General features: G+C 72.4%; 26 protein-coding genes. 6 read left to right on the forward strand and 20 right to left on the reverse strand.

Features of this window, described 5'->3' with window-relative positions:
- Positions 1–36: 36 nt before the first annotated feature.
- From ntrC to dusB, 3 genes are read right to left on the reverse strand one after another with little or no spacing between them, the layout of a single operon-like run.
- On the reverse strand, positions 37–1500 hold the full coding sequence (gene ntrC / locus BLW43_RS01165) for a nitrogen regulation protein NR(I) (RefSeq protein WP_093247641.1): 1464 nt from the start codon (positions 1498–1500) through the stop codon (positions 37–39).
- Positions 1497–2606, reverse strand: coding sequence for a two-component system sensor histidine kinase NtrB (locus BLW43_RS01170; RefSeq protein WP_175478704.1), 1110 nt, complete (start codon positions 2604–2606; stop codon positions 1497–1499). Before BLW43_RS01170 ends, ntrC begins: the two co-directional genes overlap by 4 nt.
- Positions 2594–3601, reverse strand: a complete 1008-nt coding sequence (gene dusB, locus BLW43_RS01175) for a tRNA dihydrouridine synthase DusB (protein WP_093247643.1) — start codon at positions 3599–3601, stop codon at positions 2594–2596. The genes BLW43_RS01170 and dusB overlap by 13 nt, the downstream gene beginning before the upstream one ends.
- 105 nt (positions 3602–3706) lie before the next feature.
- Between dusB and ispD the strand changes: the two genes are divergently transcribed.
- From ispD to BLW43_RS01190, 3 genes are read left to right on the forward strand one after another with little or no spacing between them, the layout of a single operon-like run.
- Positions 3707–4924 (forward strand): 2-C-methyl-D-erythritol 4-phosphate cytidylyltransferase, encoded by a 1218-nt coding sequence (gene ispD / locus BLW43_RS01180; protein WP_093247644.1) that lies wholly within the window; start codon positions 3707–3709, stop codon positions 4922–4924.
- A gap of 58 nt (positions 4925–4982) precedes the next feature.
- Positions 4983–5483: a phosphatidylglycerophosphatase A family protein gene (locus BLW43_RS01185; RefSeq protein WP_093247645.1), complete on the forward strand. Its 501-nt coding sequence runs from the start codon at positions 4983–4985 to the stop codon at positions 5481–5483.
- Complete coding sequence (locus BLW43_RS01190) at positions 5480–5971, forward strand: CinA family protein (RefSeq protein ID WP_217632071.1); 492 nt, start codon at positions 5480–5482, stop codon at positions 5969–5971. The genes BLW43_RS01185 and BLW43_RS01190 overlap by 4 nt, the downstream gene beginning before the upstream one ends.
- 39 nt (positions 5972–6010) lie before the next feature.
- Here the strand turns inward: BLW43_RS01190 and BLW43_RS01195 are convergent, their stop codons facing one another.
- The 9 genes from BLW43_RS01195 to BLW43_RS01235 form a co-directional block, all read right to left on the reverse strand.
- Entirely contained in the window at positions 6011–7321 is a 1311-nt protein-coding gene (locus tag BLW43_RS01195; protein WP_093247646.1) for a glycerate kinase type-2 family protein, read from the reverse strand.
- A gap of 65 nt (positions 7322–7386) precedes the next feature.
- Positions 7387–8904 carry an exopolysaccharide biosynthesis polyprenyl glycosylphosphotransferase gene (locus BLW43_RS01200; protein ID WP_093247647.1) on the reverse strand — a complete coding sequence of 506 codons (1518 nt, stop codon included), beginning with the start codon at positions 8902–8904 and terminating at the stop codon, positions 7387–7389.
- Positions 8905–9063: 159 nt separating this feature from the next.
- Positions 9064–9270 carry a cold-shock protein gene (locus BLW43_RS01205; protein ID WP_093247648.1) on the reverse strand — a complete coding sequence of 69 codons (207 nt, stop codon included), beginning with the start codon at positions 9268–9270 and terminating at the stop codon, positions 9064–9066.
- A gap of 174 nt (positions 9271–9444) precedes the next feature.
- Positions 9445–10734: an MFS transporter gene (locus BLW43_RS01210; RefSeq protein ID WP_093247649.1), complete on the reverse strand. Its 1290-nt coding sequence runs from the start codon at positions 10732–10734 to the stop codon at positions 9445–9447.
- Positions 10735–11014: 280 nt separating this feature from the next.
- Positions 11015–11392: a hypothetical protein gene (locus BLW43_RS01215; protein ID WP_093247650.1), complete on the reverse strand. Its 378-nt coding sequence runs from the start codon at positions 11390–11392 to the stop codon at positions 11015–11017.
- A gap of 91 nt (positions 11393–11483) precedes the next feature.
- Positions 11484–12686, reverse strand: a complete 1203-nt coding sequence (locus tag BLW43_RS01220) for an SAM-dependent methyltransferase (protein WP_093247651.1) — start codon at positions 12684–12686, stop codon at positions 11484–11486.
- On the reverse strand, positions 12683–13531 hold the full coding sequence (locus BLW43_RS01225) for a DUF1365 domain-containing protein (protein ID WP_217632072.1): 849 nt from the start codon (positions 13529–13531) through the stop codon (positions 12683–12685). Before BLW43_RS01225 ends, BLW43_RS01220 begins: the two co-directional genes overlap by 4 nt.
- A complete protein-coding gene (locus BLW43_RS01230; protein ID WP_093247653.1) occupies positions 13528–14838 on the reverse strand; it encodes an NAD(P)/FAD-dependent oxidoreductase in 1311 nt (436 codons plus the stop codon). The genes BLW43_RS01225 and BLW43_RS01230 overlap by 4 nt, the downstream gene beginning before the upstream one ends.
- 17 nt (positions 14839–14855) lie before the next feature.
- Positions 14856–16271, reverse strand: coding sequence for a cryptochrome/photolyase family protein (locus tag BLW43_RS01235; RefSeq protein WP_093247654.1), 1416 nt, complete (start codon positions 16269–16271; stop codon positions 14856–14858).
- A 252-nt stretch (positions 16272–16523) separates the two neighbouring features.
- On the opposite strand from BLW43_RS01235, the gene BLW43_RS01240 reads away from it, so the two are divergent.
- The gene (locus BLW43_RS01240; protein WP_093247655.1) at positions 16524–16856 is read left to right on the forward strand and encodes an usg protein; all 333 of its coding nucleotides are present in this window, start codon (positions 16524–16526) and stop codon (positions 16854–16856) included.
- 6 nt (positions 16857–16862) lie between these two features.
- Here the strand turns inward: BLW43_RS01240 and BLW43_RS01245 are convergent, their stop codons facing one another.
- The 6 genes from BLW43_RS01245 to BLW43_RS01270 form a co-directional block, all read right to left on the reverse strand.
- A complete protein-coding gene (locus BLW43_RS01245; protein WP_093248157.1) occupies positions 16863–17129 on the reverse strand; it encodes an HPr family phosphocarrier protein in 267 nt (88 codons plus the stop codon).
- A 113-nt stretch (positions 17130–17242) separates the two neighbouring features.
- Complete coding sequence (locus BLW43_RS01250; RefSeq protein ID WP_093247656.1) at positions 17243–17650, reverse strand: PTS sugar transporter subunit IIA; 408 nt, start codon at positions 17648–17650, stop codon at positions 17243–17245.
- Positions 17650–18606 carry an RNase adapter RapZ gene (gene rapZ / locus BLW43_RS01255; protein ID WP_093247657.1) on the reverse strand — a complete coding sequence of 319 codons (957 nt, stop codon included), beginning with the start codon at positions 18604–18606 and terminating at the stop codon, positions 17650–17652. Before rapZ ends, BLW43_RS01250 begins: the two co-directional genes overlap by 1 nt.
- A 45-nt stretch (positions 18607–18651) precedes the next feature.
- Entirely contained in the window at positions 18652–19185 is a 534-nt protein-coding gene (locus BLW43_RS01260; RefSeq protein ID WP_093247658.1) for an HPr kinase/phosphorylase, read from the reverse strand.
- A 24-nt stretch (positions 19186–19209) separates the two neighbouring features.
- Complete coding sequence (locus BLW43_RS01265; protein WP_093247659.1) at positions 19210–20940, reverse strand: stimulus-sensing domain-containing protein; 1731 nt, start codon at positions 20938–20940, stop codon at positions 19210–19212.
- A 10-nt stretch (positions 20941–20950) separates the two neighbouring features.
- Positions 20951–21646 carry a response regulator transcription factor gene (locus BLW43_RS01270; protein ID WP_093248158.1) on the reverse strand — a complete coding sequence of 232 codons (696 nt, stop codon included), beginning with the start codon at positions 21644–21646 and terminating at the stop codon, positions 20951–20953.
- A 270-nt stretch (positions 21647–21916) separates the two neighbouring features.
- Between BLW43_RS01270 and BLW43_RS01275 the strand changes: the two genes are divergently transcribed.
- Both BLW43_RS01275 and BLW43_RS01280 read left to right on the forward strand, forming a co-directional pair.
- Positions 21917–23536 carry a phosphoenolpyruvate carboxykinase gene (locus BLW43_RS01275; protein WP_093247660.1) on the forward strand — a complete coding sequence of 540 codons (1620 nt, stop codon included), beginning with the start codon at positions 21917–21919 and terminating at the stop codon, positions 23534–23536.
- A 74-nt stretch (positions 23537–23610) separates the two neighbouring features.
- Complete coding sequence (locus BLW43_RS01280) at positions 23611–24237, forward strand: YitT family protein (protein ID WP_093247661.1); 627 nt, start codon at positions 23611–23613, stop codon at positions 24235–24237.
- On the opposite strand, the gene BLW43_RS22785 is transcribed toward BLW43_RS01280, so the two are convergent.
- Both BLW43_RS22785 and BLW43_RS01285 read right to left on the reverse strand, forming a co-directional pair.
- Positions 24166–24363 (reverse strand): hypothetical protein, encoded by a 198-nt coding sequence (locus BLW43_RS22785; protein WP_139283948.1) that lies wholly within the window; start codon positions 24361–24363, stop codon positions 24166–24168. The two genes, BLW43_RS01280 and BLW43_RS22785, sit on opposite strands and share 72 nt — an antisense overlap.
- Positions 24364–24426: 63 nt before the next feature.
- Positions 24427–25971: a CYTH and CHAD domain-containing protein gene (locus tag BLW43_RS01285; protein ID WP_093247662.1), complete on the reverse strand. Its 1545-nt coding sequence runs from the start codon at positions 25969–25971 to the stop codon at positions 24427–24429.
- Positions 25972–25995: the final 24 nt, after the last annotated feature.

Consider the following 25995-nt stretch of genomic DNA (forward strand, 5'->3'; position numbering starts at 1 on the left):
TCCGCGCCCCGGCGAGACGCGGGGACTGTTGCTGCGTTACATCAGTTTCTTGCCGCGCGTTACCGGTATGTCAAGATCGCGGATGCGCTTGCGCAGGGTGTTGCGGTTCAGGCCCAGAAGGTCCGCAGCCTTGAGTTGGTTGCCCCGCGTCGCCGAGAGCGTGAGCGCGATCAGCGGCAGCTCCACCTCGCGCAGGATGCGGTCGTAGAGGCCCGCCGGCGGCAGCGCGTCGCCGTGCAGCGCGAAATAGCGCCGCAGGTGGCTCTCGACGGCGGTGGAGAGCGTCCCGCCGCCGTCGCGGTCGCCGTCCGCCGCGGAGGAGGGCCGGGCGGCGAGCTCGGTCTCGACCACCGCCGCGTCGATCATCTCGTCGGCGCAGAGCGCGGCGAGCCGGCGCATGAGGTTCTCCAGCTCGCGCACGTTGCCCGGCCAGCTCTGGCCGCGCAGCACGTCGAGCGCCTTGGCGGAGATGGTCTTGCGCGGCAGGCCCTCGCTCTCGGCGCGGCGCAGGAAGGCTCGGGCGAGGTCGGGGATGTCCTCGACGCGCTCGCGCAGCGGCGGCAGGCGGATCGGCACGACGTTGAGGCGGTAGAACAGATCCTCGCGGAAGCGCCCCTCGGAGATCAGTTCGCGCAGATCCTGGTGCGTCGCGGCGATGATGCGCACGTCCGCGCGGATCGGCGCGCGACCGCCGACGGTGGTGAACTCGCCCTCCTGCAGCACGCGCAGCAGCCGGGTCTGCGCCTCGGGCGGCATGTCGCCGATCTCGTCGAGAAACAGCGTGCCGCCCTGCGCCAGCTCGAAGCGTCCCTGCGCGCGGTCGGTCGCGCCGGTGAAGGCGCCCTTCTCGTGGCCGAAGAGCTCGCTCTCGATCAGGTCGCGCGGGATGGCGGCCATGTTGACGGCTACGAACGGGCCGGACTTGCGGCGACCGAAATTGTGCAGGGCGCGCGCCACCAGCTCCTTGCCGGTGCCGCTCTCGCCGTTGATCATCACGGTGAGGTCGGTGGTCATCAGCCGCGCCATGATGCGGTAGACGTCCTGCATCGCGGGCGAGCGGCCGATGAGGGGCATGGTCTCGTCGCGGCCGCCGGGCTCCGGCGTCTCGTCGGTCCGCCCGCCGCGGCCATCGAGCGCCTTCTTCACATGCGCCAGCACCTCCTTGAGATCGAAGGGTTTCGGCAGATACTCGTAGGCCCCGGCCTCGGCGGCGCGGATCGCCGTCATCACCGTGTTCTGGGCGCTCATGACGATCACGGGCAGGTCGGGGCGCTTGCGGCGGATCGCGGGCAGCAGGTCGAGCCCGTCGCCGTCGGGCATCACCACGTCTGTCACGATGAGGTCGCCCTCGCCGTCCTCGACCCAGCGCCACAGCGTGTTGGCGCTGCCCGTCGCGCGCACCCGGCACCCCGCGCGCGTCAGCGCCTGGGTGAGGACGGTGCGGATCGCCCGGTCGTCGTCAGCCAGCAGCACAACCCCCATCGAGCCCCCTGCGTTCATCGCGCTCCCCTTCCCTTCGGACGATCCTTGGCGTGCGGCCGCCAGATCGGCAGCCGCAGGCGCATCACTGTCCATCCCGGCTCGCTGTCGCATTCGATGACGCCGCCATGGTCGGCCATCACCTTGGACACGAGCGCCAGCCCCAGCCCGCTGCCGCCGGCCTTGGAGGTGACGAAGGGCTCGAAGATGTCGCGGCGGATCTCGTCGGGCACGCCGGAGCCGTTGTCCTGAATAACAATCAGCAGCGGCACGCTCTCGCGCGCGCCGCCGGCGCTCTCGATGGCGACGCCGGGGCTGTAGCTGGTGCGGAGCTGGATCACGCCGCCGACCTTGGGCGTCGCCTCCGCGGCGTTCTTCAGCAGGTTCTGGAACACCTGCATGAGCTGGTCGGCGTCTCCGGCGGCCGGCGGCAGCGAGGGGTCGAACTCCACGAAGAAGCGCACGTGGCTCGCGAAGCCGGCCTCGGCGGAGCGGCGCGCGCGGTCGAGAACCTCGTGGATGTTCACCGCCTCGCGCGCGATGGGCCGCGTGTCGCCGAAGGCCTCGACCCGCGTCAGCAGTTTCTCCACCCGCGCCGTCTCCTCGCGGATCAGCGTGGTGAGCTCGCGCTCGCTGTCGCCCAGCGTCATCTCCAGAAGCTGCGCGGCGCCGGAGATGCCGGCGAGCGGGTTCTTGATCTCGTGCGCCAGCATCGCCGCCATGCCGCTCACCGAGCGCGCGGCGGAGCGGTGCGTGAGCGTGCGGTCCATCTGCTCTGCGATGGAGCGCGGCTGGATCAGCAGCAGCACCTGGCCGGACTTCTCGTCCAGCGGCGCGGCCTGCGCGTCGACGAGCCGGGTGCGGCCGGAGGGGGTGATGATCTCGATGTCGTGGTCGGCGAGCGAGACCGCGCCGCCCCTGCCCCGCTCAACCAACTCGCCCACGCGGCTGGAGGCGCCGAACAGTTCCGCCATGGTCTTGCGGCAGAGCTGCACGGCGCTGACGGAGAGGAAGCTCTCCGCCGCCGGGTTGACGGCGACGATGCGGCCGTCGTCGTGGACCAGCAGCGCAGGCTGCGGCAGCGCCTGCCAGACCTGCTCGAAGGCGGCGGCGTTCACGCGGCCCACCGGCGCGCGCCCTCGGCTTCGATCAGCCGGTCGAGCCCGGCCCGCAGCGCGGCGCGGGCTTCGCCGGCCTCGCCGATCCGCACCACCGCGTCGCGCAGCGGTTTCGTCTCGCCCAGGCTGTCGCACGCGATGCGCTCCAGCGCCCATGACACATGCTTGCGCGCCACCCGCACCCCCAGCGCCTCCCCGTGGAACTCCAGCATCGCGGCGTGATGGTCGAGGATCAGCGCCGCCCGCGCCGCGAGCCCCGGCGCGGCGAAGGGCCGCCCGGCGAGGCCGGCGGCGACCTCCGCCGGAACCCAGGGCGCGCCCTGGGCGCCGCGGCCGATCATCACGGCGTCCGCCCCCGACGCCTTCAGCGCCGCCCGCGCGGTCGCGAGATCGATGATGTCGCCGTTGACGACGACCGGGATCGAGACGGACGCCTTCACCGCCGCCACCTGCGACCAGTCTGCCCGCCCCTTGTAGAACTGCTGGCGGGTGCGGCCGTGGACCGTGACCATCGCGGCGCCGGCGTCCTGCATCCGGCGCGCGAAGCCGGGCGCGGTCAGCCCATCCCAGCCCAGCCGCATCTTGGCGGTGACGGGAACCTTGACGGCGGCGACGACGGCCTCGAAGAGACTGGCGGCGAGGTCGGGGTCGCGCATGAGCGCGGAGCCCGACCAGCCGCCCGTCACCTGCTTGGCGGGGCAGCCGAAATTGACGTCGATCAGCCGCGCGCCGCGCGCCTCCAGAATGCGGGCGGCCTCGGCCATCCACCGCGCCTCGCGGCCGGCGATCTGGACCGCGCTCGTCGCGATGTCGCCGTCGACCTCGGCGCGCGCGACCGCGCTCGGCTTGCCATGGGCGAGATCGGCGCTGGCGATCATTTCGGAGACGACGAGGCCGCAGCCAAAGCCGCTCACCTGCCTCCTGAACGGCAGATCCGTGATGCCCGCCATCGGCGCGAGCAGAACCGGTTCAGCGATGGTTACATTTCCGACACGAAGAGACATGGGGCTCAAACCTTGTGCACTGCACTCCCTCATACCGCCGCCGCTTGTCGCCGGCAAGGCCGACCGCTAGCGTCCCTAGTGGACAAGGGTTCAGCGGCGGAGCGGATGACCACAGCAGCGCTGATCGTGGCGGCGGGGCGCGGCGCCCGCGCCGGGGAAGGCCCGCCCAAGCAGTATCGAAACGTCGCTGGAACGCCGGTCATCGCGCGCACGCTGCGGCGGTTTCTCGACGCGCCGGGCGTCGATCGCATCGTCGTCGCGATCCGCGAGGCGGACCGCGCCCTGTTCGACGGGGCGACGGCGGGGCTTGGCGCCGAAAAACCGATCACCGTCGTCGCCGGGGGCGCGGAACGCGCGCAGACCGTGCTGCTGGGCCTGGAGGCGATGGCCGGCGACCCGCCCGACCGCGTGCTGATCCACGACGCGGCGCGCCCCTTCGTCTCCGACGCCGTGATCGCCGCGGTGATCGCGGCGCTGGACGACGCGCCCGGCGCCTGCGCCTCGATCCCCATCGTCGACGCGCTGCGGCGGGCCGAGGCCGGCGCCTGCGGCCCGCTGATCCCGCGTGACGGCGTTTGGCGCGCGCAGACGCCGCAGGGCTTCCGCTACGGCCCGATCCTCGCCGCCCATCGCGCCTGCGGCGACCCGACCGCGCCAGACGACGCCGAGGTGGCGCGCCGCGCCGGCCTGCGCGTCGCCATCGTCGAGAGCGAGGCCGACAACTTCAAGATCACCCGCCCCGGAGACTTCGCCCGCGCCGAGCGGCTGCTTCTCGCCCGCGCCGGCGGCGGGCGCCCTTCTCCCGGACCGGAGACCGCCATGGAGACCCGCTTCGGCACAGGCTTCGACGTGCACCGCTTCGGGCCGGGGGACCACCTGATGCTCTGCGGCGTCAGGGTCGCGCACTCGACCGGCTTCGTCGCCCATTCCGACGGCGACGTGGGCCTGCATGCTCTGACCGACGCGGTGCTCGGCGCCATCGGCGAGGGCGACATCGGCCGCTGGTTCCCGCCGTCGGACCCGCAGTGGAGGGGCGCCTCCTCCGACCGCTTCCTGCGCGCGGCGCTGGACCGCGCCGAGGCGCGCGGCTTCACGGTGGTCAATCTCGACGTGACGCTGATCTGCGAAAGGCCGAAGATCACGCCGCACGCCGAGGCGATGCGCGCCGCCGTCGCCGCCATCGCGCGCTGCGCGCCGGAGCGGGTGAACGTGAAGGCCACGACGACCGAGGGGCTGGGCTTCACCGGCCGCGGCGAAGGCGTCGCCGCGCAGGCGGCGGCGGCGCTGCGCGGGCCGGCGCCGGGCGGCGAGCCCTTGAAGTGAGGCGGGACCGCGCCCGGCGGCGCCCCATATCCTGTCCGGAACCCGCAAGGACCACGCCATGACGCCCGCCGCCATAGTCGCAACTGTCGCCGGGATCGGCCGCCTGCCGCAGGCGCCGGGAACCTGGGGCGCGCTTGCGACGCTGCCGCTGGCCTTCGCGCTGCACGGGTTCGGCGGCTTTCCGCTGTTCGCCGCCGCGACGCTGGCGCTGTTCGCGCTCGGGGTCTGGGCCTCCGGCGCCTATGTCGCCGAGACGGGCGGGCCGGATGACCCCTCGGAGGTCGTGATCGACGAGGTCGTGGGGATGCTGATCGCGCTCTGGCCGCTCTCGCTGGGGCTGTGGCTGCGCGGGACCGACCCGTGGGTGTTCCCGTGGCCGGGCTGGGTGCTGGGCTTCGCGCTGTTTCGGTTCTTCGACATCCGCAAGCCCTGGCCGGTGAACCGGGCCGAGCGGCTGCCGGGCGGCTGGGGCGTGATGATGGACGACGTCGTAGCTGGGCTGCTCGCGGCGGTGTTCGGCGCGGCGGCCGCGATCGTGGCGCATGGGGTGCTGCTGTGAGCGCGCCCGCGACGCCATCGCCGGCGGAGGTGCTCGACGTATTCCGGACGCGCGGCCTGATGCTGGCGACGGCGGAGAGCTGCACCGGCGGCATGGTGGCCGCGGCGCTGACCGACGTGCCCGGCTCCTCGGCGGTGGTGGAGCGGGGCTTCGTCACCTACTCCAACGCGGCAAAGACCGAGATGCTCGGCGTGGACGCGCGGCTCGTCGAGACCCACGGCGCCGTGTCCGAGCCGGTGGCCCGCGCCATGGCGGAGGGGGCGCTGGCCGCCTCGCCCGCCGACGTGGCCGTGGCGATCACCGGCGTCGCCGGGCCGGGAGGCACGGAGGCGAAGCCCGAGGGCATGGTGTGGTTCGCGGTGGCGCGCCGCGGCGCGCCGGCGCAGGCGCTCTGCCGACAGTTCGGCGCGATCGGCCGGGACAACGTGCGCCGCGGGAGCGTCGCCGTGGCGCTGGAGCTGCTGCGCGCCGCCGCCGAAGCCGGCTGAGCGCGACGCGTCTCAGACCTTCGCGCCGGGCGCCGCGTCTCAGCCCTTCGCGTCGGGCGGCGCGACGAGGATCGCGCGGAAGTCGTTGACGTTGGTGCCGGTTGGGCCGGTCACGAAAAGATCGCCCACCGCCTCGAAGGCCCCCCAGGCGTCGTTGGCGGCGAGCAGGCGCGCGGGGTCGAGACCGAGGTCGCGCAGCCGGGCGCGCGTCGTCCCGTCGGCGAAGGCGCCGGCGTTGTCCTCCGACCCGTCGATGCCGTCGGTGTCCGCCGCCAGCGCGCTGACGCCGGCCAGCCCCTCGATGTCGCCGCTGAGCGACAGGGCGAACTCGCTGCACCGCCCGCCCCGGCCGCCCTTGCCGCGCAGCGTCACTGTCGTCTCGCCGCCCGAGAGCAGCACGATGGGCGCCGCGAAGGGCCGACCGCGCAGCGCGATCTCGCGCGCGATGGCGCCGTGGACGCGCGCCACCTCGCGCGACTCGCCCTCCACCGCGTCGGACAGGATCGCGGCCGCCACGCCCTCGGCCTGCGCCGCCGCCGCCGCCGCCTCCAGCGAGATGCGCGCCGAGGCGATGACGCGGGTCTCCGCGCGCGCCAGCCGCGGATCGTCGGGCGTCGGGGCGCCGCAGTCGGGGCCGGCGATCCAGTCCGTCACGGCGGCGGGAAGCTCCATGCCGTAGCGCGCGATCACGTCGAGCGCCGTCTGTCGTCCGGTCGCGTCGGCCACGGTGGGGCCGGAGGCCACCAGCGCCGGATCGTCGCCGGGGATGTCGGAGACGACGAGCGACAGCACGCGCGCCGGATGCGCCGCCGCCGCAAGCCGCCCGCCCTTGATCCGGCTGACATGCTTGCGCACGGCGTTCATCGCGGAGATCGGCGCGCCGGAGGCCAGCAGCGCCGCGTTGACCGCCTGCTCGTCGGCCAGCGTCAACCCCTCCGGCGGCGCAGGCAGCAGCGCCGAGCCGCCGCCGCAGACCAGCGCAACCACGAGATCGTCCGCCGTCAGCCCCGAGACCGCCGCCATCAGCCGGGCCGACGCCTCGAGCCCCGCAGCGTCGGGCACAGGATGCGCCGCCTCCAGCACCTCGACATGGCGGCAGGGCGCGGCGTAGCCGTAGCGCGTGACCACGACGCCGGTGAGCAGCCCGGCGCCGGGAATCTTCTCCCACAGCGTCTCGAACGCCGCTGCGAGCTGGGCGGCGCCCTTGCCGGCGCCGATGACCACCGTGCGGCCCTTCGGGGGGGCCGGCATGTGGGCGGCGAGCGCCTTGCCGGGGTCCGCGGCGGCGACCGCCGCCTCGAAGAGCCGCGCCAGGAAGGCGCGCGCGTCCTCCCGCCAGTTGGTCGCCATGTCGTCCCCCGCCCCCCGCCTGCGGGGCAGACCCTAAGGCGCGACGCCGGCGGGAGAAAGGGGGATCAATACGCCTTTTCGGTGCGCAGCAGGCTGAGCGGCGTTCGGAGCAGAATCAGGATGTCGAGCCAGATCGACCAGTTCTCGATGTAGTAGAGGTCGTGCTCGAAGCGCTGGCGCAGGGCGTCGGGCTGGTCGATCTCGCCGCGCAGGCCGTGGATCTGCGCCCAGCCGGTGATGCCGGGCTTGGTGCGGTGGCGCGCGGAGTAGCCCGCGACGATCTCGCCGAAAGCCTGCGCCTGGCTCGACACGGCGTTGACGACATGGGGCCGCGGCCCGACGAGCGACAGCGACCCGCCGAGCACGTTCACGAGCTGCGGCAGCTCGTCGATCGAGGTCTTGCGGATGAAGCGGCCGACGCGCGTCACCCGGTCGTCGCCCTTGGTCACGACGCGTCGGGCGGTGGGGTCGGCCGCCTCGACGCGCATGGAGCGGAACTTCCAGACCTCGACCTCACGGTTGTTGTAGCCGTGGCGCTTCTGCCTGAAGATCGCTGGGCCCGGACTGTCGAGCCTCACCGCCAGCGCCGTCAGCGCCAGCACCGGCGAGAGCGCGACCAGCGCGCAGGCCGCCACCGAGACGTCGAGCGCGCGCTTGGCCAGCGCGCCCATGCCGCGCATCTTCCGCTCCGACAGGGCGATCAGCCCGGACTCGCGGCGCCGGAAGCTGAAATCGTCCGAGAACGCGGCGAGGCGGATGTCCACCGGCAGCACCCAGAGCCGACCGAGCAGCTTGAGGATGCGGGCCTCCGCGCTCGGCGGCAGGGTGATGATCAGCATGTCGACATGGGCGATGCGCGAGAAGGCGATCAGTTCGGCCACGCCGCCCAGCTTGCGCGCGCCGGCGACCAGAGGCGGCGAGCGCTCGTCGTCGCGATCGTCGAACAGGGCGCAGATGCGTATGTCGTTGTCGGACGAGGCCTCGAGCGCGCGGATCAGCCGCTCGGCGTGCGGGCCGCCGCCGACGACGACCGCGCGGCGCTCCGTCAGGCCGGCGCCCACGCACCAGTCCACCGTCGCGGAGATCAGGACGCGCGCGAGCGCCAGCGCCCCGGCCCCGACCAGCGCGCTGTCGGCGAGGCCGCGGGCCCAGTTCGCGGGGCCGACCGCCTCCATCAGCGCCGCAAAGCACAGGACGGCGCCGAGGAACCCGGCCATGACCCGGCCATAGCCGGCCCCGAACCGCCGCAGCGCGCCGACCCGGTAGGCGCCGAGCGCGCGGGCGACCATGGTCGCCAGAAGCGCGAGCGCGCAGGCCGCGATCAGCGCCGTGAGCGCCGACAGCGGCGCTTCCTTCGGCCAGGTCCGCGCCCCGCCCCAGAGCGCGAGCGCCAGCAGCGCCGTCTCGCCGATCTGGCAGAGGAAGCCGATGGTCGTCGGCGTGGTCGAGACGTGGCGCAGGGCGGCGGCTTCCCTTGCGGCCTCCTCGCTGAGCTCGGAGGCGATCTCGGCGTCGGCAAGCGCCTCGCTGTGGCTGCGCAGCGCGTCGATCGAGATGTCGGACCAGGGGTCGGAAACGGCCATGGGTAACTCCGGCGGCGAACGGAAAGCGCGTCACGCCGCGGAAGATGGCCTTGCGGTCGTTAGCGCCTTCTGAAGCGCGGACCGAAAAACGAAAAACGCCGGGCGCAGGGCCCGGCGTCGTCGGCTGGCGGGCGCCCGTCGGCGCCGCGCGAAAGGCCGTCAGAGCAGCGAGAGAGCGCCCGCCGAGGCCCGGCCGTCGCGCCCGGTCTCAAGCTCGTAGGTCAGCGCCTGACCGTCATTCAGCGTGCGCAGCCCGGCGCGCTCGACCGCCGAGATGTGGACGAACACATCCTTGCCGCCGTCGCTCGGCTCGATGAACCCGAAACCCTTGGTGGCGTTGAACCACTTCACAGTTCCCTGAGGCATGTCAGCTCCGTCGATTCTCCTCGGGCCGCCCGCGACATGCGGCGGCCATGGCGCAGTCGTCAGGCATCGAAACTGCGACCGGGTCTCGGAGCAGGCGTTCAATAGCAGGTCAACTCGCGCGTTAACGATACTTACGCGGGGCATTCCGGGCAAGCGTTTCGCATGGACCGGTCCTCACGCCTCGATGCGCGCGCGCAGGGCGTCATGGCTGCTCCGGTCGAGCGGCCAGCCCCACATGATGGCGATCGCGGCGAGCTTCAGCGCCACCGGCGCCGCGGCGTAGAGCAGCGAGAGCGTCAGCAGCGCGGCGGGCGCGTTGTCGCCGCCGGCCGTGAAGCCGGCCGCGTCGAGCGCGATCAGCGCGGCCCCGCCCGACAGCGCCAGCGCCGCCTTGGTCGCGACCGACCACAGCGCAAAGAAAAGCCCCGTGCGCTGCTCGCCGGTCTCGGCGGTGTCGACGTCGACGACGTCGGCCTGGATCGCCGGCGGCAGCGCCAGGTCGGCGCCGAGCGCGAGGCCGGTCAGCACGCAGATCGCCGTGAAGGCCGCCACGTCGCCGGCGCCCAGCAGCGGGACGAAGGCGAAGACGGCGCAGGTGAACAGCATCGCGCCGCCCCAGGCGCGGTGCTTGGACCAGCGCCGCGCCGCCCAGGACCAGAGCGGCATTCCCGCAACGGCGCAGACAAAATAGACCAGCAGCAGCCAGCCGGCGTCGGGCGCACGCAGCACGTTCTCGATGAAGAACAGAAACAGCCCCGCCGGCAGGGCGTTGGCGGCTCCGTTGAGGAAATAGGCCAGCAGCAGCCGGCGGAACGGCGCGTTGCGCCGCAGCGCCGCCAGCGCCTCGCGCGCCGTGACGGCGGTGCGGCTGTGGTCCGCCGGCTCGGGCGCCAGGCTCACGGCGACGAGCGCGCCGAGCGGCAGGCCGACGGCCACGAAGATCGCCACCGCGCGCAGGCCGCCGCTCGCCTCGTCGGCAAGGTTGTAGAGCACCACCGCCAGAACCGTGCCGAGCAGCGCCGAGCCCTCGCGCCACGCCGTCACCCGCGCCCGGCCCGCATAGTCGGGGTCGATCTCCGCGCCCCACGCGTAATAGGGGGTCAGCGCAACCGTCCACGCCAGCGTCAGCGCCGTCAGCCAGATGGCGGCGTGCGCAAAGCCGGCGCCCGGCGGCGGGACGAGCAGCATCCAGACCGCGAGCGCCACCAGCGGCGCCGAGACCAGCATCCAGACGCGCCGACGCCCGATGCTGTTGCGCGAGCGGTCCGTCACCCAGCCCATCAGCGGGTCCGTCACGGCGTCGAGCAGGCGCGCGGCGATGAAGAGGCCGCCGAGCGCCGCGAGCGCGACGCCCTGCGTCTCGGCGTAGAACGGCGCGACGTAGACGTAGACCGGGAAGTAGAGCGCGGCGAGCGGCGCCGCCGGCAGGGCGTAGGCCGCGAGTGCGCGGGTCGAGAGGGTCATCGCGGCTCCTTCTGCGCGGCGCGGACGCCGGAAGTCTGATGGTGGTCGCGCCGCCGGCGTTTTCCCTGAGCCGACGCGCCGCTTGCGCGCCGGCCTCTCGCGCTTTTCGTCGGGGCCCCGGCGCAGGGCCGGTGCGGCGCGCAATGGCGCCTTCGCACCCGCGCGGAGATGGCGCGGATGCGCGGATCGGCCAGCCGGATCACGAACCTTTCGGCGTCGCCTGCCTGCGAAGCGCGGCCCCGGACTCGATCCGGCGCCTCGGGCCGCCGGCGCGCGCAGCTCATCGGGGGGCAGGGTCGTCGGCGGCGCGCGCGTCGTCCCTCCCGGATGCGCCCGGCGCAAGGCGGGGCTTTGACCGGGCGAGCCGCCCCGCCAGCCAGCCGGCGACGGCGCCGAGCGCGAGCGCGACGGCGCCCGTCCAGCCGAGCAGCGTCGCCGCCGCGCCGCGAAGACCGGCCCACGCCGCCGCCAGGCTTCCCTCGATGACGCCGTGGCCGACGGCGAAGAGCAGCGCGAAGTCCGCCAGCGCCGCGAGCGTCCAGCCGGCGCCGACGCGCGGGCCCCGCGGGCGCGTGAGCGCTCCCAACCCCGCGCCGAGCGCCGAAGCGAGCGGCAGCGTCTGGCGCCAGTCGCGCAGTTCGCCAGGCGTCTCCGTCACGACGTGGAAGGCCGCCGCCCCCGCCCCGGCGAGCGCAAAGAGCAGCGCCGCGCAGGCGCGCGACGGTCTGGCCGTCGCGGGGGTCGCCGGCTCAGACAGGGGCGCGGCGCAGGGTGAGCTGCGTCACGTCGGTCGTCTCGGCGCGGAAGCAGGCGGCGCAGACGGCGAGGTAGAAGTTCCACATCCGCCGGAACCTCTCGTCAAAGCCCATGGGCGCGATCTCGTCCCACGCGGCGTTGAACGTCTCGCGCCAGCGCCTGAGGGTGGCGCTGTAGCTCTGGCCGAACTCGTGGCTCTCGACCCAGTCGAGCCCCGCCCTGCCCGTCTCCCGGCGCAGCGCGGCCGGGCATGGCAGGAAGCCGCCGGGGAAGATGTACTTCTGGATGAAGTCGGCGCTCTCGCGGTAGCCGTCGAACAGCCGGTCGGCGATGGTGATGATCTGCAGCGTCGCCTGCCCGCCCGGCTTCAGCCGCTCGCGCACGGTGTCGAAATAGACCGGCCAGTACTGCTCCCCGACCGCCTCGAACATCTCGATGGAGGCGACGCCGTCGTAGTTCCCGCGCTCGTCGCGGTAGTCGCGCATCACGATCTCGACGCGCTCGGCGAGCCCGGCCTCGAACACCCGGCGCTTTGCGAAGTCGTGCTGCTCGCGACTGATCGTCAGACCCGTCACATTGAGCCCGCGCTTGCCGGCGGCGTATTCGGCGAAGCCGCCCCAGCCGCAGCCGATCTCCAGCACGCGCTGGCCGGGCCGCGCCCCCATCCGGTCGCAGATGGCGGCGTATTTCGTCGTCTGCGCCTCCATCAGGGGCTCGTCGTCGCGGCGGAACAGCGCCGAGGAGTAGGTCATGCTCTCGTCGAGCCACTTGGCGTAGAAGTCGTTGCCGAGGTCGTAATGCGCCGCGATGTTGCGCGCCGAGCCACGCCGCGAGTTGCGGTTCATCAGGTGGCGCAGCCGCTCCACCACGCGGCTCAGCGTGCGCCCGGTCAGGCTGCGCGCGACGGTGTCGTTGTTGAGCAGCGCCGCGTCGAGCACGGCCTGAAGGTCTGGCGTGTCCCACCAGCCGTCCATGTAGGCCTCGGCGAAGCCAAGCTCGCCGTCCCGGATCATGCGCCAGAACAGCCGCGGGTCACGCACCAGGATCACGCCGTCAGGCCCGGGGCGCGAGCCCTGCGCGACGTGAAGCCGCCCGTCCGGCAGCACGAAGGTCAGGCTGCCGACGTCGATCCGCCCGACGATGGCGAAGACGGTGTGGAACCAGCGCGGCGCGCCGTCCATGGAGATGATGCTCATGTCGCCGACCCCTCGCGCCGCACAACGATCTTGTCGTCCCCCGGATGGCCGAGGAACCGCGCACCCTTGAGCCACAGGCGCAGCGCCTGCCAGTGGATCGCGGCGATCACCTTAAGCGCCGCCCAGGGCGTCAGCAGCCCGATGCGCGCCAGCGCGGCGTCGGTCAGCGGCGCGGCGCGGCCCGACTGCGTGGCGATCAGATAGTCGCCGTGCGCGTCGGCCTGCTTTATGCGGATCGATAGCCGCTCGCCCGGCGGGCGCAGGGTGAAGCGGTAGGTCTGCTCCATCGGGATGAAGGGCGAGACGAAGAACTCCTTGAGCCGGCTGTGACGCACGGCGCCGTCTTCGTCCGGCTCCGCGGCCATGACGTAGGGGTGCTGGTCGCCGAAAGTGTTCTTCACCTCGTAGATCACGCTTTGCAGCCTATCGTCCTGATCGTAGCAGTAAAGGACCGACAACGGGTTGAACGCGTAGCCCAGCAGCCGCGGCATCGCCAGCAGCAGCACGCGCTCCGGGCGCGGGCGTCCGGCTTCCGCCAGCCGCGCCTCGACCCAGGCCCGCAGACCGCTTCCGTCGCGGGCGCCGTGGTCGCGCCGCCGCACCGAGAACAGGTTGAAGCGGTCGATGGAGAGCAGCCTCAGGCGGCTCGCCACCGCCTCCATCCGGTCGACGTCGATCAGCAGCGTGGCGACGCGGTAGCGGAACTGGTGGCCGAAGGGCTGGAGACGCATGTGCATCACCTCGCCCTCGTAGAGCATCGCCTCCGGCGGCGGCGCATCCCGGGTCGCGTCTAGGGGCGCTTCTGGACCCGATCCGGAGCGCGCTTCTGGGGGCGCGGCGCTCATTGCGCGGCGATCCGCACGGCGCCGTCGAACGGCGGGCCATAGTCGCGGCCCCACTCGGGGCGCGCGCCGAGCGCGTGCGCGACGCGCAGGCCGGCGCGCAGCGCGTCCTCATGAAAGCCGTAGCCGAGCCATGCGCCGGCGTGCCACACGCCGCCGCGCCCTTGCACCGCGTCCATCGCCGCCTGCGCGTCGAAGGCGGCGCCGTCGTAGCGCGGATGGGCGTAGGCGAATTCGCGGAACACCAGCGCGGGGTCCGGCTCGATGTGCGGATTGAGCGTCACGAACAGGTCGCGCGCCGGATCGAGGCCCTGCAGGCGGTTCATCCAGTAGCTGACCGCGACGGGCCGCTCTCCGGCGCCCTCGGCGCTCATCAGGTTCCAGCTCGACCAGACTTTGCGCCGCGCCGGCAAGAGGCGTTTGTCGCGGTGCAGAACCGCCCGGTTCGCGGTGGTGCGGAAGGCGCCAAGCGTCGCGCGCTCCTCTGCGTCGGCGTCGGCCAGCAGCGCCAGCGCCTGCGGCCCGTGCACGGCGAGAACGGCGTGGTCGAACACGTCCTGCGTGCTGTCGTCGAGACGCACGCGCACCCGCCCGGCCTCACGCGAGACCGAGACGGCGCCGACGCCCGCCTGCGCCCGCGGCCCCAGCTTCAGCAGCACGCGCGCGACGTATTCGCGCGAGCCGCCCTCGACCGTGCGCCACTTCATCGCGTCGCCGAGGCCGGTGTAGAGGTCGTGGTTCTGGAAGAATCGCAGGAAGCTCTCGGCGGGAAAGTCCAGCATCGAGGACATCGGCGTGGACCAGATCGCGCCGCCCATCGGCAGGATGAAGCGATCGCGGAACCAGCCCGAGAATCCGCGCGACGCCAGCCACTCGCCCAGCGACACGCTCGCAGCCCGCCCCGCCGCGAGGTCTCGCGGCGCCGCCCTGCAGAAGCGCAGCACCTCGCGGAAAACCCACAGGAAGCGTGGGTCCAGCATGTTGCGGCGCTGGGCGAAGATCGTGTCGAGATTGTCGCAGGCGTATTCCAGCGCGCCGGAGTTCAGCGAGAACCCGAACGACATGTCCGACTGCCTGGTTTCGACGCCGAGCCAGTCGAAGAGCGCGGTCAGGTTGGGATAGTTGCGATGGTTGAACACGATGAAGCCGGTGTCCACCGCAATAGGGGCGCCGTCGTAGTCCACATCCACGGTGTTGGCGTGGCCGCCGAAGCGCGCCTCCTTCTCGAACAGCCGGACCTCGGCGATCTCCGACAGCGCAAGGCTGGCCCCGAGCCCGGCCGCGCCGGAGCCGATCACTGCGATCTTCACGTCTTAAAGTCTCCCCCTCAGGCGGCTTCGCGCAACGCCCTGTACGCCGCCAACGCCCTTTCGCGCCCATGACTAAGCGCGATGAGCGGTTTCGGGTAGGCTTGTTGCGGCGACAGGCCCCATGCCTGGGGCGCTGCGTCGAAGAATTCCACGGCGTCTTCGCCCGGATTACGGCTCAGTTCGGCGATCCAGCGCTCGCGATACCTCCCTTGCGGATCGAACTTCTCGACCTGCGCGGCGGGGTTGAACACGCGGAAGAACGGCGCGGCGTCCGGCCCCGAGCCGGCCGCCCACTGCCAGCCCATGGCGTTGGAGGCCACGTCCCAATCGATCAGGCAGTCGCGGAACCACGCCTCGCCCACCCGCCAGTCGGTCATGAGGTGCTTGGTGAGATAGGACGCCACGAGCATCCGGGCGCGGTTGTGCATGCGGCCGGTGACGTACATCTCGCGCATCGCGGCGTCGATGGCCGGCTCGCCGGTCATGCCGCGCCGCCAGGCCTCGGCGTCCTCGTTGTCGCCGCGCCAGGGGAAACCGTCCCACTCCTCGCGCCAGTTGCGGGTGGTCAGCCGTGGCGTGTGGAACAGCAGGTGATAGGCGAACTCGCGCCAGACGATCTCCTTCAGGAACGTCTCCGGCCCCGGCCCGCCCTCCCGCTCCAGCGCGGCGCGGCCCGCATGCCAGACCGTGCGCGGGCTAATCTCGCCGAGCGCGAGGTTCTCCGACAGCCCCGAGGTTGCCGGCAGGTCGAGCCGATCGCGCGCGTCGGCGTAATCCCCGACCCTCCCGCCGAGAAACGCGCCGAGCCTGCCCTGCGCCGCCGCCTCGCCGATGCTGGCGTGCTTCGCGACGATCCCGGCGCCGCGGTTCATCCGCCTGCCGAGCGCCCAGTGGTCGAGACCGTCCGAGGCGGGCCAGCTCTCCGGCGCCGGGATGCGCGGGGGCGCGGCCTCCGGCTCTGCCGGCGCGCGCTGCGACACCGCGCGCCAGAACGGCGTGTAGACCTTGTAGAAGCCGCCCGAGCCGGTCTCCACCGTCCAGGGCTCGAACAGCAGCGAACCGTTGACGCTGCGCGCCTCAAGCCCGCGCGCCTTCAGTCCCGCCTTCACCGCCTCGTCGCGCGCGCGCGACGGCGCGTCATAGAGGCGGGACCAGACGACGCGCCGCGCCCCCGTCTCCAAGGCCAGCGCCGCCAGCGTCTCCAGCGCGTCGCCGCGGCGCAGCACCAGGCGCGACCCTTTCCCGGCGAGGCGGGCGGACAGGTCGCGAAGGCTCTCGCCCAGCCGCCACAGCGGCGCTGCTCCCCAGCCCTCGACGAGCGGATCGAGCACGAAGACGGGGATCACCGGCCCGCCCGAGACCGCCGAAGCGAGCGCGGGATGGTCGGAGAGGCGCAGGTCGCGGCGCAGCCAGAGCAGGGTCGTCTCGGTCATCGCGCGAACATATTCCGCCCGGCGCACTTGGCGAGGGCGCAGCCGGCGCCACGTTGCAGGGCGGCGCCGCCGCAATTGCCGCAACTTGCGGCATTCCGCCCCCGGCTTCGGGTCAGGATCGAGGAAGGTTTGCAAATCCTTCATCGTTTTCCGTAGCATTGGAGGCACCGCGGCGCGCCCGACGGCGTAGCTGAGACGCCCAGGCGCGCCCGCGCAAGCGCAGGAGGAGGACCACGCAACCAAGGAGAAGACATGGTCAAGACCCCTGACGACGCCTTCGATCTTTCCATCGACGCCCAGAGCCGCCGCATCGGCGAGGCCGAAGGCGAATTGCAGAAAAGACTTGCCGGCTGGTCGCTGGCGACCGCGGAGATCTTCTACCGCATGCCCGACGCCCGGTCGGTGCTCCAGACCTTCGTCTGGCAGGACTACGACATCGCGCCGCGCTTTCCCCAGCTCAGGAAGTTCCTGGATTTCTGGACGCGCGAGCTGGACGGGCCGATCCACTCGGTGCGCCTGTGCCACACGCAGCTCGTGAAGCCCGCTGAGGTGCGGATGGTCGGGACCGAGCTCCGCATCCACTGACGCCGCTCAGCCGCCCTCGCCGAACATGTCGCCGACGAGTTCGGCGAGGGCCTTCAGCAGCGCCGGCGCCTCCGGCCCGCGGGTCTCGACCTCGATGACGCTGCCATGGGACGCCGCGAGCATCAGCAGGCCCATGATCGAGCGGCCGTCCACGCGCATTCCGTCCTTGGAGACGGTGGCGACGGCCTCGAAGCGCTCCACGGTCTCGACGAAGCGCGCCGAGGCGCGGGCGTGCAGCCCCTTGCGGTTCACGATCCTGAGATCGCGCCGCAGGACCGCCGCGGCGTCGGACCGGGCGGCGTCGGACCGGGCGGCGTCGGACCGGGCCGCGCCGGATTCGGCGGCGTCGGATTGGGCGGCGTCGCACTGCCCGGCGTCGCCGCGGCTCACGCGCCGTCCACCGTGTCGAGCATCCGCTTCGCGCCGTCGATGTACTTGCGCCCGGCCTCGATGGCCGCGTCGGTCGCCTCCGCCAGCGGGCGCTCGCGCATCTTGGCGAGCTTCACCAGCAGCGGCAGGTTGGCGCCATAAACCACCTCCACGCCGTCGGAGCTCATGGCGCCGATGGCGAGGTTGCACGGCGTGCCGCCGAACATGTCGGTGACGAGCGCGACGCCATGGCCGGTGTCCACCGCCGCGACGGCCGCGTTGATCTCGGCCTGCTTGGCGCGCAGGTCGTCCGCAGGCGCCGTCGACACGGCGACGGCGCGCTCCAGCGGGCCCACGACATGCTCCGTCGCGGCCAGCAGCTCCCGCGCAAGCCCGCCATGGGCGACGATGACAAGGCCGATCATCAATCCTCCCGCGGAGCGCCGTCCCGGCGCTCCAGTTCGCGATGACGCAGGTTAACGCGCCATCCCTCGTCGGCAAGCCTGCGTCCGAGCCGCTCCGTCATCATGACCGAACGATGCCGTCCGCCGGTGCATCCCAGAGCTATGCAGAAATAGGCCTTACCTTCGGATTTATAGGCAGGCAGCAGCAGCGCCGCCAGATCGGCCAGTCGCGAAAAGAACGGCTCGAACAGCGGGTCGGCCGCCACATAGGCGTCGACGCCGGCGTGGCGGCCGTCCTCGGCCCTCAGAGCGGCCTCCCAGTGCGGGTTGCGCAGGAATCGGCAGTCCATGACCATGTCTGCCTCCCTCGGCGCGCCGCGCTTGTACGAGAAGGACTGCAGCGAGACCGCCATGCCGTGCGCCGTGCCGTGGCTGAGCTGGGCGCGCACCTGGGCGCGCAGGGCGTGGGGCGACATGTCCGTTGTGTCGATCACCAGATCGGCGCGCTCGCGCAGACCGCTCAGCGCGTCGCGCTCGCGCGCCACGCCGAGGGCCGCGTCCTCCTGCGGCGCCATCGGGTGCCGGCGCCGCGTCTCGGCGTAGCGGCGGATGATGGCGCCGTCGGCTGCGTCGAGGAAGATGAGCATCGGTTCGGCGCGCGGGTTGGCCCGAAGGCCGGCGAGCGCCTCTTCGAGCGCAGCGACCGAGAAGCCGCGCGTGCGCGTGTCCGCCCCGATCGCGACCGGACGGCCGATCTCCGCTCCGGCGCCGCTCGCGGGGTCGGCCAGCCGGGGGATGAGCGCGATGGGCAGGTTGTCCACGGTCTCCCAGCCCAGGTCCTCCAGCGCGCCGAGCGCGGTGCTGCGCCCGGCGCCCGACAGCCCCGTGACCACGGCGACGCGCTGCTTCGCAGGCGCGTCCGCGTCAGGCCCTCGCGCCGTCCCGCAGCCGGTCGCGCGCTGTTCGCCCTGCTCCATCGCCTCTCAGGCCCTCCACGCTACCGGATGGACGGCAGGGCGCGCTCACGCCCGAGAGGCCGCCCCACTGCTCGTCCCAGCGGCCACGTCCGGGTCGAGCGGCGGACCATGCCGCAGCGCAAGAAGCGTCGCCGCGGCGCACACCCGCTCGGGACGGACCATGAGCGGAACCGCCGCGCCAAGCAACAGGCGCGTGCGCCGCGGCGGCAGCCGGCCCTCGGGCGGCGCGTCGAGGTCCAGGACCATCGCGACGACGGCCGCGCGCCAGGGCAGGCGCAGGAGCCCGATGCCCCGCGCCTCGACAAGACCGGCCAGCGCGGGTGGCGGACTTGCGGCCACGGCCGCCCCGTCTCGCCGCAGGCGCACCTGGTCGTCGGCGACGAGCGTCGCCCCCAGCGCGATCATGCCGATGGCCAGCGAGGACTTGCCCGCGCCCGGCGCCCCGAGGATCAGCAGCGCCCGGCAGGCGGTGGGCGGCGCGTCGTCCGGCGCGCCCGCAGGCGCGTCGGCGGAGCCGTCCGCGGGCGGGCCGACGCAGACGCAGCTTGCGTGGACTGTCTCGGGGGCCGGATCGCTCATCGAGGCGCGCTCAGGGCTCGGCGCTCATCCGCCGCGCAGCTCCACGACGAAGCGCGCGCCGACCGGGCCGCCCGGGCCCTCGATATTCTCGGCCCAGATGCGGCCCCGATGCGCCGTCACGATCTGCCGAGAGATCGACAGGCCGAGCCCGGAGTGGTCGCCATAGGCCTCGTGGCCGGGCCGGTCCGAGTAGAAGCGGCGGAAGATCGCCTCGAGGCTGTCCGCAGGCACGCCGGGGCCGCTGTCCTCCACGCTCACGCGCACCATGCCGCCCGAGAACGGCCTCGCGCGCACGCGCACGGCGCCGCCCGGCGGCGAGAACGAGATCGCGTTGTCGACGAGGTTGGCGAAGACCTGCCCAAGCCGGCTGTCGAGACCCATGACGATGAGCGGCGGCGCGGAGACCATCACCCGCACGCCCGCCGAGCGGCCGCTGCGCCGCTGTGCGACCTCGGCGACCTCGGCGACGGCGCCCAGCAGCGCCTTCAGGTCCACCGGCTCCATCTGCTCGCGCACCATCTCGGCGTCGAGCCGCGAGGCGTTGGAGATGTCGGTCACGAGCCGGTCGAGCCGGCGCACGTCGTGCTCGATCACCTTCAGCAGCCGCTCCTGCACCTCCGGCGTCCGGGCGCGGCGCAACGTCTCCACGGCCGAGCGCAGCGAGGTCAGCGGGTTCTTGATCTCATGCGCGACGTCGGCGGCGAACTGCTCGATGCCCTCGATGCGCCCGTAGAGCGCCGTCGTCATCTCGCGCAGCGCGCCGGAGAGGTGTCCGATCTCGTCGGCGCGGCGCGTCAGGTCGGGAAAGCTCACCCGGCTCAGGTCGAGCGAGCGGCTGTCGAGCGCGCCGGACCGTTCGGCGGCGGCGGCCAACCGGCGCAGCGGCTTGGCGATGGCGCCCGCCAGCAGCAGCGACAGCACCACCGAGACGCCGAGCGCCACCAGGAAAACCCGCAGGATCGCGATGCGCTCGGCGCGCACGATGGCGTCGATGTCGCCGCCCTCGGTCGAGAGCACCAGCGCGCCGAGCACCGCCTTGAAGCGCTGGATCGGGATGGCGACGGACACGATCAGCTCGCCCGCGCTGTTGGCGCGCACAGCCGTGACGCCCTCGCCGCGCAGGGCCTCGTAGACCTCGGCCTCGGTGGTGATGCCGGCGATGGCGGTCTCCTGGTAGAGTTCCGGTCGGTCGACGAGCCACGACGTCGCCATCTTGTAGATCCGTTCGAGGCGGTTCAGCAGCCCAAGGTCGGGCCCCTCCCCCTGCGGGGGCAGCGGTTCGATCGCGATGGGTGCGGCCGGGGCGCTGAAGCTGCGGGTGTCGCCGGTCAGACGACCGCTGCGGTCGAAGATGCGCGCGCGCACGCCGGCCGGCTGCGCGAGACGGCGCAACAGCACGTTCGCCTTGTCGGGGTTGTATTCGGTGAGGGCGCCGTCCTCGCCCGACGTCTCGACCAGCGCGATTGCGGCGGCGATGATCTCGCCCTGCGTGCGGAGCGCCTGGGTCCGCAGGTCGATCAGCCCGGCGCGGAACTGGTTGAGGAACAGGACGCCCGCGACGAGCAGGCCGAGGCCGATCAGGTTGATGAAGACGATGCGCCGCGTCAGCGACGAGACCGGCGAGAACACCCAGGCGCGCGCCAGCGCACCGATCGCCCGCGATCCGCCGCCCAACAGCGATGCGCCGCCGGCGCGGCCGTCGTTGCGGCCTGTCGCGCCCTCGGGCGGCGTCGCGTCGTCCGGCAGGTCGCGCATCGCTCTCCGGTCAGACCTCCCTGAACTTGTAGCCGACGCCGTACAGCGTCTCGATGGAGCTGAACTGCGAATCCACGGCGCGGAACTTCTTGCGGATGCGCTTGATGTGGCTGTCCACCGTGCGGTCGTCGACGTAGATCTCGTCCTCGTAGGCGATGTCCATGAGCTGGTCGCGGCTCTTCACCACGCCGGGCCGGATCGCGAGCGTCTTGAGGATGAGGAACTCCGTCACCGTCAGCGTCACCTGCTCGCCGCCCCAGGTCACCGAATGGCGCATCGGGTCGAGGCCGAGCCGCCCGCGCACGATGGGCCGGTCGTCCTCCGCCCGGTCGGCGTCGGCCACCGCCTCGCGGCGGCGCAGCAGCGAGCGGATGCGCTCGACCAGCAGGCGCTGGCTGAACGGCTTGCGCATGTAGTCGTCGGCGCCCATCCGCAGGCCGAGAACCTCGTCGATCTCCTCGTCCTTGGAGGTGAGGAAGATCACCGGCAGGTCGGATTTCAGTCGAAGGCGGCGCAGCAGCTCCATCCCGTCGAGCCGCGGCATCTTGATGTCGAGCACGGCGAGATCCGGCGGGTTGCGCCCCATCTCGGCGAGCGCGGCGACGCCGTCGGTGAAAGAGCGGACCTCGAAGCCCTCGGCCTCCAGCGCCAGCGACACCGACGCCAGAATGTTCCGATCGTCATCCACCAGCGCAATCGTCGACATCGACACATCCTTCTCCATAGACCCCCGATCCTACGTCACAGCCAAGACAGCGGCAATCGGGCGGGTTCATGGCCGCGGGCGCCGGGGTCTCGCCGCATCCCGTGCGCGCAACAATGGTCAACGCGCAATTTTATTGCACTGCAACCATCCCGCTGTTGCCAAGTCCGTGGCACTATGATGTTACCCGACGGCGGCAAAACCTCTCACCGATTCGGGTGATGCAGTCGGTCGCCGGTCGCGCGAACAGGTGATTTCGGAGGAGTTCAGTCTATGGAAACGGGCGTCTTCAATGCTGGCCAGCGTATCGCGACGATCGGGCTCTCCGGGCTGCGGGCGGCGCACTACAACCTGACCGAGCCGGGTCTGGTCGAGGCTGCGCTGCAGCGCAAGGAAGGCGTTCTCGGCAGGGGCGGCGCGCTGATCGTCGAGACAGGCCAGCACACGGGCCGCTCGCCCAAGGACAAGCACATTGTCGCAGAGCCCTCCGTCGAGGAGCACATCTGGTGGGACAGCAACCGCCGCATGGAGCCCGAAGCGTTCGAGCGCCTGCGCGCCGACATGACCGCGCACATGAAGGGCCGCGAGGCCTTCGTGCAGGATCTCTACGCCGGCGCCGACCCGGCCTACCGGCTCAACGTACGCGTCATCGCCGAACTGGCCTGGCACGCGCTGTTCATCCGCCACCTGCTGCGCCGGCCCGATGCGGGCGAGCTGATGGACTACGTCGCCGACTTCACCATCCTCAACGCCCCCTCCTTCAGGGCCGACCCCGCGCGCCACGGCTGCCGCAGCGAGACCGTCATCGCCATGAGCTTCGAGAAGAAGCTGATCCTGATCGGCGGCACCTCCTACGCCGGCGAGAACAAGAAGTCGGTGTTCACGCTGCTGAACTACCTGCTGCCCGAGCGCGGCGTGATGCCGATGCACTGCTCGGCCAACCACGCCAAGGACGACCCGGCCGACAGCGCGGTGTTCTTCGGTCTCTCCGGCACCGGCAAGACGACCCTCTCGGCCGAGCCCTCGCGCACGCTGATCGGCGACGACGAGCACGGCTGGTCGGATGAAGGCGTGTTCAACTTCGAGGGCGGCTGCTACGCCAAGACCATCGACCTCTCGCCGGAGGCCGAGCCGCTGATCTACGCCACCACCACCATGTTCGGCGCCGTGATCGAGAACATGGTGCACGACCCCCACACCCGCGCGCTCGACTTCCACGACGCCTCGCTGACGCCGAACATGCGCGCGGCCTATCCGCTTGAGGCGATCCCCAACGCCTCGACCACCGGCCTCGGCGGTTCGCCGAGGAACGTGGTGATGCTGACCTGCGACGCTTTCGGCGTGCTGCCGCCGATCTCGCGGCTGACCCCGGCGCAGGCGATGTACCATTTCCTCTCGGGCTTCACGTCCAAGGTCGCCGGCACCGAGAAAGGCGTGACCGAGCCGGAGCCGACCTTCTCCACCTGCTTCGGCGCGCCATTCATGCCGCGTCGCCCCGAGGTCTACGGCGCCCTGCTGCGCGACCGCATCGCGAGGCACGGCGCGACCTGCTGGCTGGTGAATACCGGCTGGACCGGCGGCGCCCATGGCGAGGGCGCCCGGATGCCGATCAAGGCGACCCGCGCGCTGCTGAACGCCGCGCTCGACGGCTCGCTGAACGCGGCGGAGTTCCGGCGCGACCCCAACTTCGGCTTCGACGTGCCGACCGCCTGCCCCGGCGTCGACCCAGCGCTGCTCGACCCGCGCGCCACATGGTCCGACCCGTCGGCCTATGACGCGCAGGCGCGCAAGCTCGTCGGCATGTTCATCGCCAACTTCGCCAGGTACGAGGCGCATGTCGGCGAGGAGGTGCGCGCCGCCGCGCCCGCCGCCGGCGCCACGGGCGCCGCCTGAGCCGGCGAACGCCCCGCCGACGAGCCAAGACCGCGCCTCCCACCCCGCCGGCGGCCGGCGGGCGGACCAGCGGCGTGTCGGCCCCCGCGGCGCACCCCGGCGCCGGGCCGCCCCGGCACACGCCGCTGGAGGACGCGCAGGGGATCGCCTTTGGCGCCGCGCTCTGCGCGCTCGGGCTGCTGTTTCTCAGGGAGGCCGGGCTGACCACCGGGCAGGCCGCCGGGATGGCGCTGGTCGCCTCCTACGCGTCAGGCGTCGGCTTCGGGCCGCTGTTCATCGCCATCAGCCTGCCCTTCTACGCCTTCGCGCTGTGGCGCGTGGGCTGGCGCTTCACGCTCAAGAGCCTCGCCGCCGTCGCGCTGTTCTCGGCGATGGTGGAGGTCGCGCCGCCCTTCCTCACCGTCGCGCCGACGAACGCCTTCTTGGCCGCCGCCATCGGCGGGCTGCTGGCGGGCGCCGGGCTGCTGGCGCTATTCCGCCACGGCGCGAGCCTCGGCGGCGTGGGTGTGGTCGCGGTGTGGCTTCAGGACGCGACCGGCTTCAGGGCAGGGTGGACGCAGATGACCGTGGACGCCGCGGTGTTCGCGGCCGCGCTCGCCGTGATGCCGTGGCGCGCGGTGGCCGCGTCGCTACTCGGCGCGGCGATCCTCAATCTGGTGATCGGCGTCAATCATCGCCGAGATCGCTACGTCGCCCTGTGAACCGCCGGCCAGCACGGTGACGACGCGCCTCCGGCCGTAGGCGCGGCTGATCCGCCGCTGCTCGATGAGCGCGCGCAGCGCGCCGCGGCCCTTGATCCGATCGGGAAAACGCGTGTCCGGCGCCATCACGCAACTCCTCGCAAGACTGCGAAAGCCTATCGGAGCAGGCGTAAAGGCTTCGTGACCGGCTCAGCGCCAGAAGCGCCGCTGCGCCGCCAGCGCCGCCCAGTGCGCCTGAGCGCTGCGCCAGTCCGCATCGGCCTTGCCCTCCCAACGGCCGAGCGCGAGCCCAGCCGCGCGCTGGGCCGCCGGCGACGCGGCGCCGGGCGCGTCTTCTGCGAAGAGAACCTCCTCCGCCATGGCGAGATCCTGCAGCGCGCCAAAGTCGTCCTGCAGCGCCTTGAGCCGCGTCACGAACGGCTTGATGCGCTTCGCAGGGTAGAGCGACGCAAAGAACTCGGTGGCGTAGCGCAGTTTCTTGAGGGCTTTTCGCAGGTCATGCCGCGCCTCTCCCTCCAGCGTCTCGATCCGCTCGCCGAGGGCCGCCGCCTTGCGCCAGCGCTTGTCGAGCGCCGCCGCAGCAAGCTGCGTCACCGGCTGGGCGAGCGCCGCCGTCTGGCCGAAGTCGCTGCGCCGCAGCCAGCCGCGCCCCTCGACGAAGGCCCCGAGGTCGAAGAGCAGCGCCGACGCCTCACGCGAGGCCAGCGTCCCGCGCGCCGCCACGCGCGCCGCGTCGCGGCGTTCCGACAGCGCCTCGGCCAGCGGTGCGAGGCGCGGGTCGGCGGCGGCCATCGGCCCGATGCGCTCATCCGTCAGCACGTCGAGGTCGCGCACGCCGCCGACGGCGGACGCAAGCGCCTGCGCCTGCGCGGCGATGGCGTCGAGCGCCTCGCCGCCCAGCACCGGCGCGAACACCGTCGCCGCCGTGCGCAGCCGGCGCAGGCCGACGCGAAGCTGATGCGGCCCTTCCGGCGCGTCGTTCAGCGCCGCCGCCGCGAGATTGCCCGAGATCTGGTCGAGGCAGCAGCGCAGCACCGCCGCCGCCGCGGTCTCGGCCGTCATCTCCGGGGTCAGCGCCACGGCCTTCGCCATGACGGGCTCCGGCGTCTGCGACAGCGCGCTGCGCCCTTCGGCGAGCGCATGGCCCCGCGCCGCCTTGGTCCGACGCGAGAAGCGCACCGGGCCCTCCTCGAACAGCGCCTTCGCGAGCGCATAGAGCGCCGGGGGCTCGCCGGACTTCAGCTCCAGCTCCGCCTCGCGGATGGTCACGGCGCGCGCGCCCGCTCGGATCTCGCCGACGTCGAGCGCCACCTCCACGACGCCGCCATCCGGCGTATGCATCAGGCGCAGCGTGCGGCGGATGTCGGTCTCGAACACGGGCGCGAGGTCGGCGGGGTCGGCGGCGTCGAGCACCCGCTCGCGCAGTGCGACGTCCGGGATCGCGCCGATGCACAGTTTTCCGCCAGGGGCCGGATTGTTCGATTCCAGCGGCGTCGACAGACCGCCGGAAAGTCCGGAGCCCATCTTGACGGTCTGGACCCAGCGCCGCCCCTCCTTGCGCAGGCGCAGCGCCAGCCCATGCGCCGCAAGCGCGCGATCCACCGTGTCGAGATAGATTGCGTGCAGAGAAATGGCTTTTATTTCCGATGCTTCCCCGGACTCCTCGGCGAGCTTGCGCCGCAGGCGCTTCTCGGCTTCTTCCGTCAGCAGCAGTTTGAGTTCGATTTCACGCATGCGCACTCCATGACGGTTTTACGA

Source organism: Rubrimonas cliftonensis, assembly GCF_900107585.1.
GTDB classification, from domain to species: domain Bacteria; phylum Pseudomonadota; class Alphaproteobacteria; order Rhodobacterales; family Rhodobacteraceae; genus Rubrimonas; species Rubrimonas cliftonensis.

Coding starts and splice junctions, on each gene's coding strand:
- BLW43_RS01275 (WP_093247660.1), top strand. CDS start 21,917: ATGGAAACGGGCGTCTTCAATGCTGGCCAGCGTATCGCGACGATCGGG.
- BLW43_RS01185 (WP_093247645.1), top strand. CDS start 4,983: ATGACGCCCGCCGCCATAGTCGCAACTGTCGCCGGGATCGGCCGCCTG.
- BLW43_RS01235 (WP_093247654.1), bottom strand. CDS start 16,271: ATGACCGAGACGACCCTGCTCTGGCTGCGCCGCGACCTGCGCCTCTCC.
- BLW43_RS01200 (WP_093247647.1), bottom strand. CDS start 8,904: ATGGCCGTTTCCGACCCCTGGTCCGACATCTCGATCGACGCGCTGCGC.
- BLW43_RS01220 (WP_093247651.1), bottom strand. CDS start 12,686: ATGAGCATCATCTCCATGGACGGCGCGCCGCGCTGGTTCCACACCGTC.
- BLW43_RS01250 (WP_093247656.1), bottom strand. CDS start 17,650: ATGATCGGCCTTGTCATCGTCGCCCATGGCGGGCTTGCGCGGGAGCTG.
- BLW43_RS01265 (WP_093247659.1), bottom strand. CDS start 20,940: ATGCGCGACCTGCCGGACGACGCGACGCCGCCCGAGGGCGCGACAGGC.
- rapZ (WP_093247657.1), bottom strand. CDS start 18,606: ATGGAGCAGGGCGAACAGCGCGCGACCGGCTGCGGGACGGCGCGAGGG.
- BLW43_RS01240 (WP_093247655.1), top strand. CDS start 16,524: ATGGTCAAGACCCCTGACGACGCCTTCGATCTTTCCATCGACGCCCAG.
- BLW43_RS01225 (WP_217632072.1), bottom strand. CDS start 13,531: ATGAGCGCCGCGCCCCCAGAAGCGCGCTCCGGATCGGGTCCAGAAGCG.
- BLW43_RS01210 (WP_093247649.1), bottom strand. CDS start 10,734: ATGACCCTCTCGACCCGCGCACTCGCGGCCTACGCCCTGCCGGCGGCG.
- ntrC (WP_093247641.1), bottom strand. CDS start 1,500: ATGAACGCAGGGGGCTCGATGGGGGTTGTGCTGCTGGCTGACGACGAC.
- BLW43_RS01205 (WP_093247648.1), bottom strand. CDS start 9,270: ATGCCTCAGGGAACTGTGAAGTGGTTCAACGCCACCAAGGGTTTCGGG.
- BLW43_RS01260 (WP_093247658.1), bottom strand. CDS start 19,185: ATGAGCGATCCGGCCCCCGAGACAGTCCACGCAAGCTGCGTCTGCGTC.
- BLW43_RS01285 (WP_093247662.1), bottom strand. CDS start 25,971: ATGCGTGAAATCGAACTCAAACTGCTGCTGACGGAAGAAGCCGAGAAG.
- dusB (WP_093247643.1), bottom strand. CDS start 3,601: ATGTCTCTTCGTGTCGGAAATGTAACCATCGCTGAACCGGTTCTGCTC.
- BLW43_RS01195 (WP_093247646.1), bottom strand. CDS start 7,321: ATGGCGACCAACTGGCGGGAGGACGCGCGCGCCTTCCTGGCGCGGCTC.
- BLW43_RS01270 (WP_093248158.1), bottom strand. CDS start 21,646: ATGTCGACGATTGCGCTGGTGGATGACGATCGGAACATTCTGGCGTCG.
- BLW43_RS22785 (WP_139283948.1), bottom strand. CDS start 24,363: ATGGCGCCGGACACGCGTTTTCCCGATCGGATCAAGGGCCGCGGCGCG.
- ispD (WP_093247644.1), top strand. CDS start 3,707: ATGACCACAGCAGCGCTGATCGTGGCGGCGGGGCGCGGCGCCCGCGCC.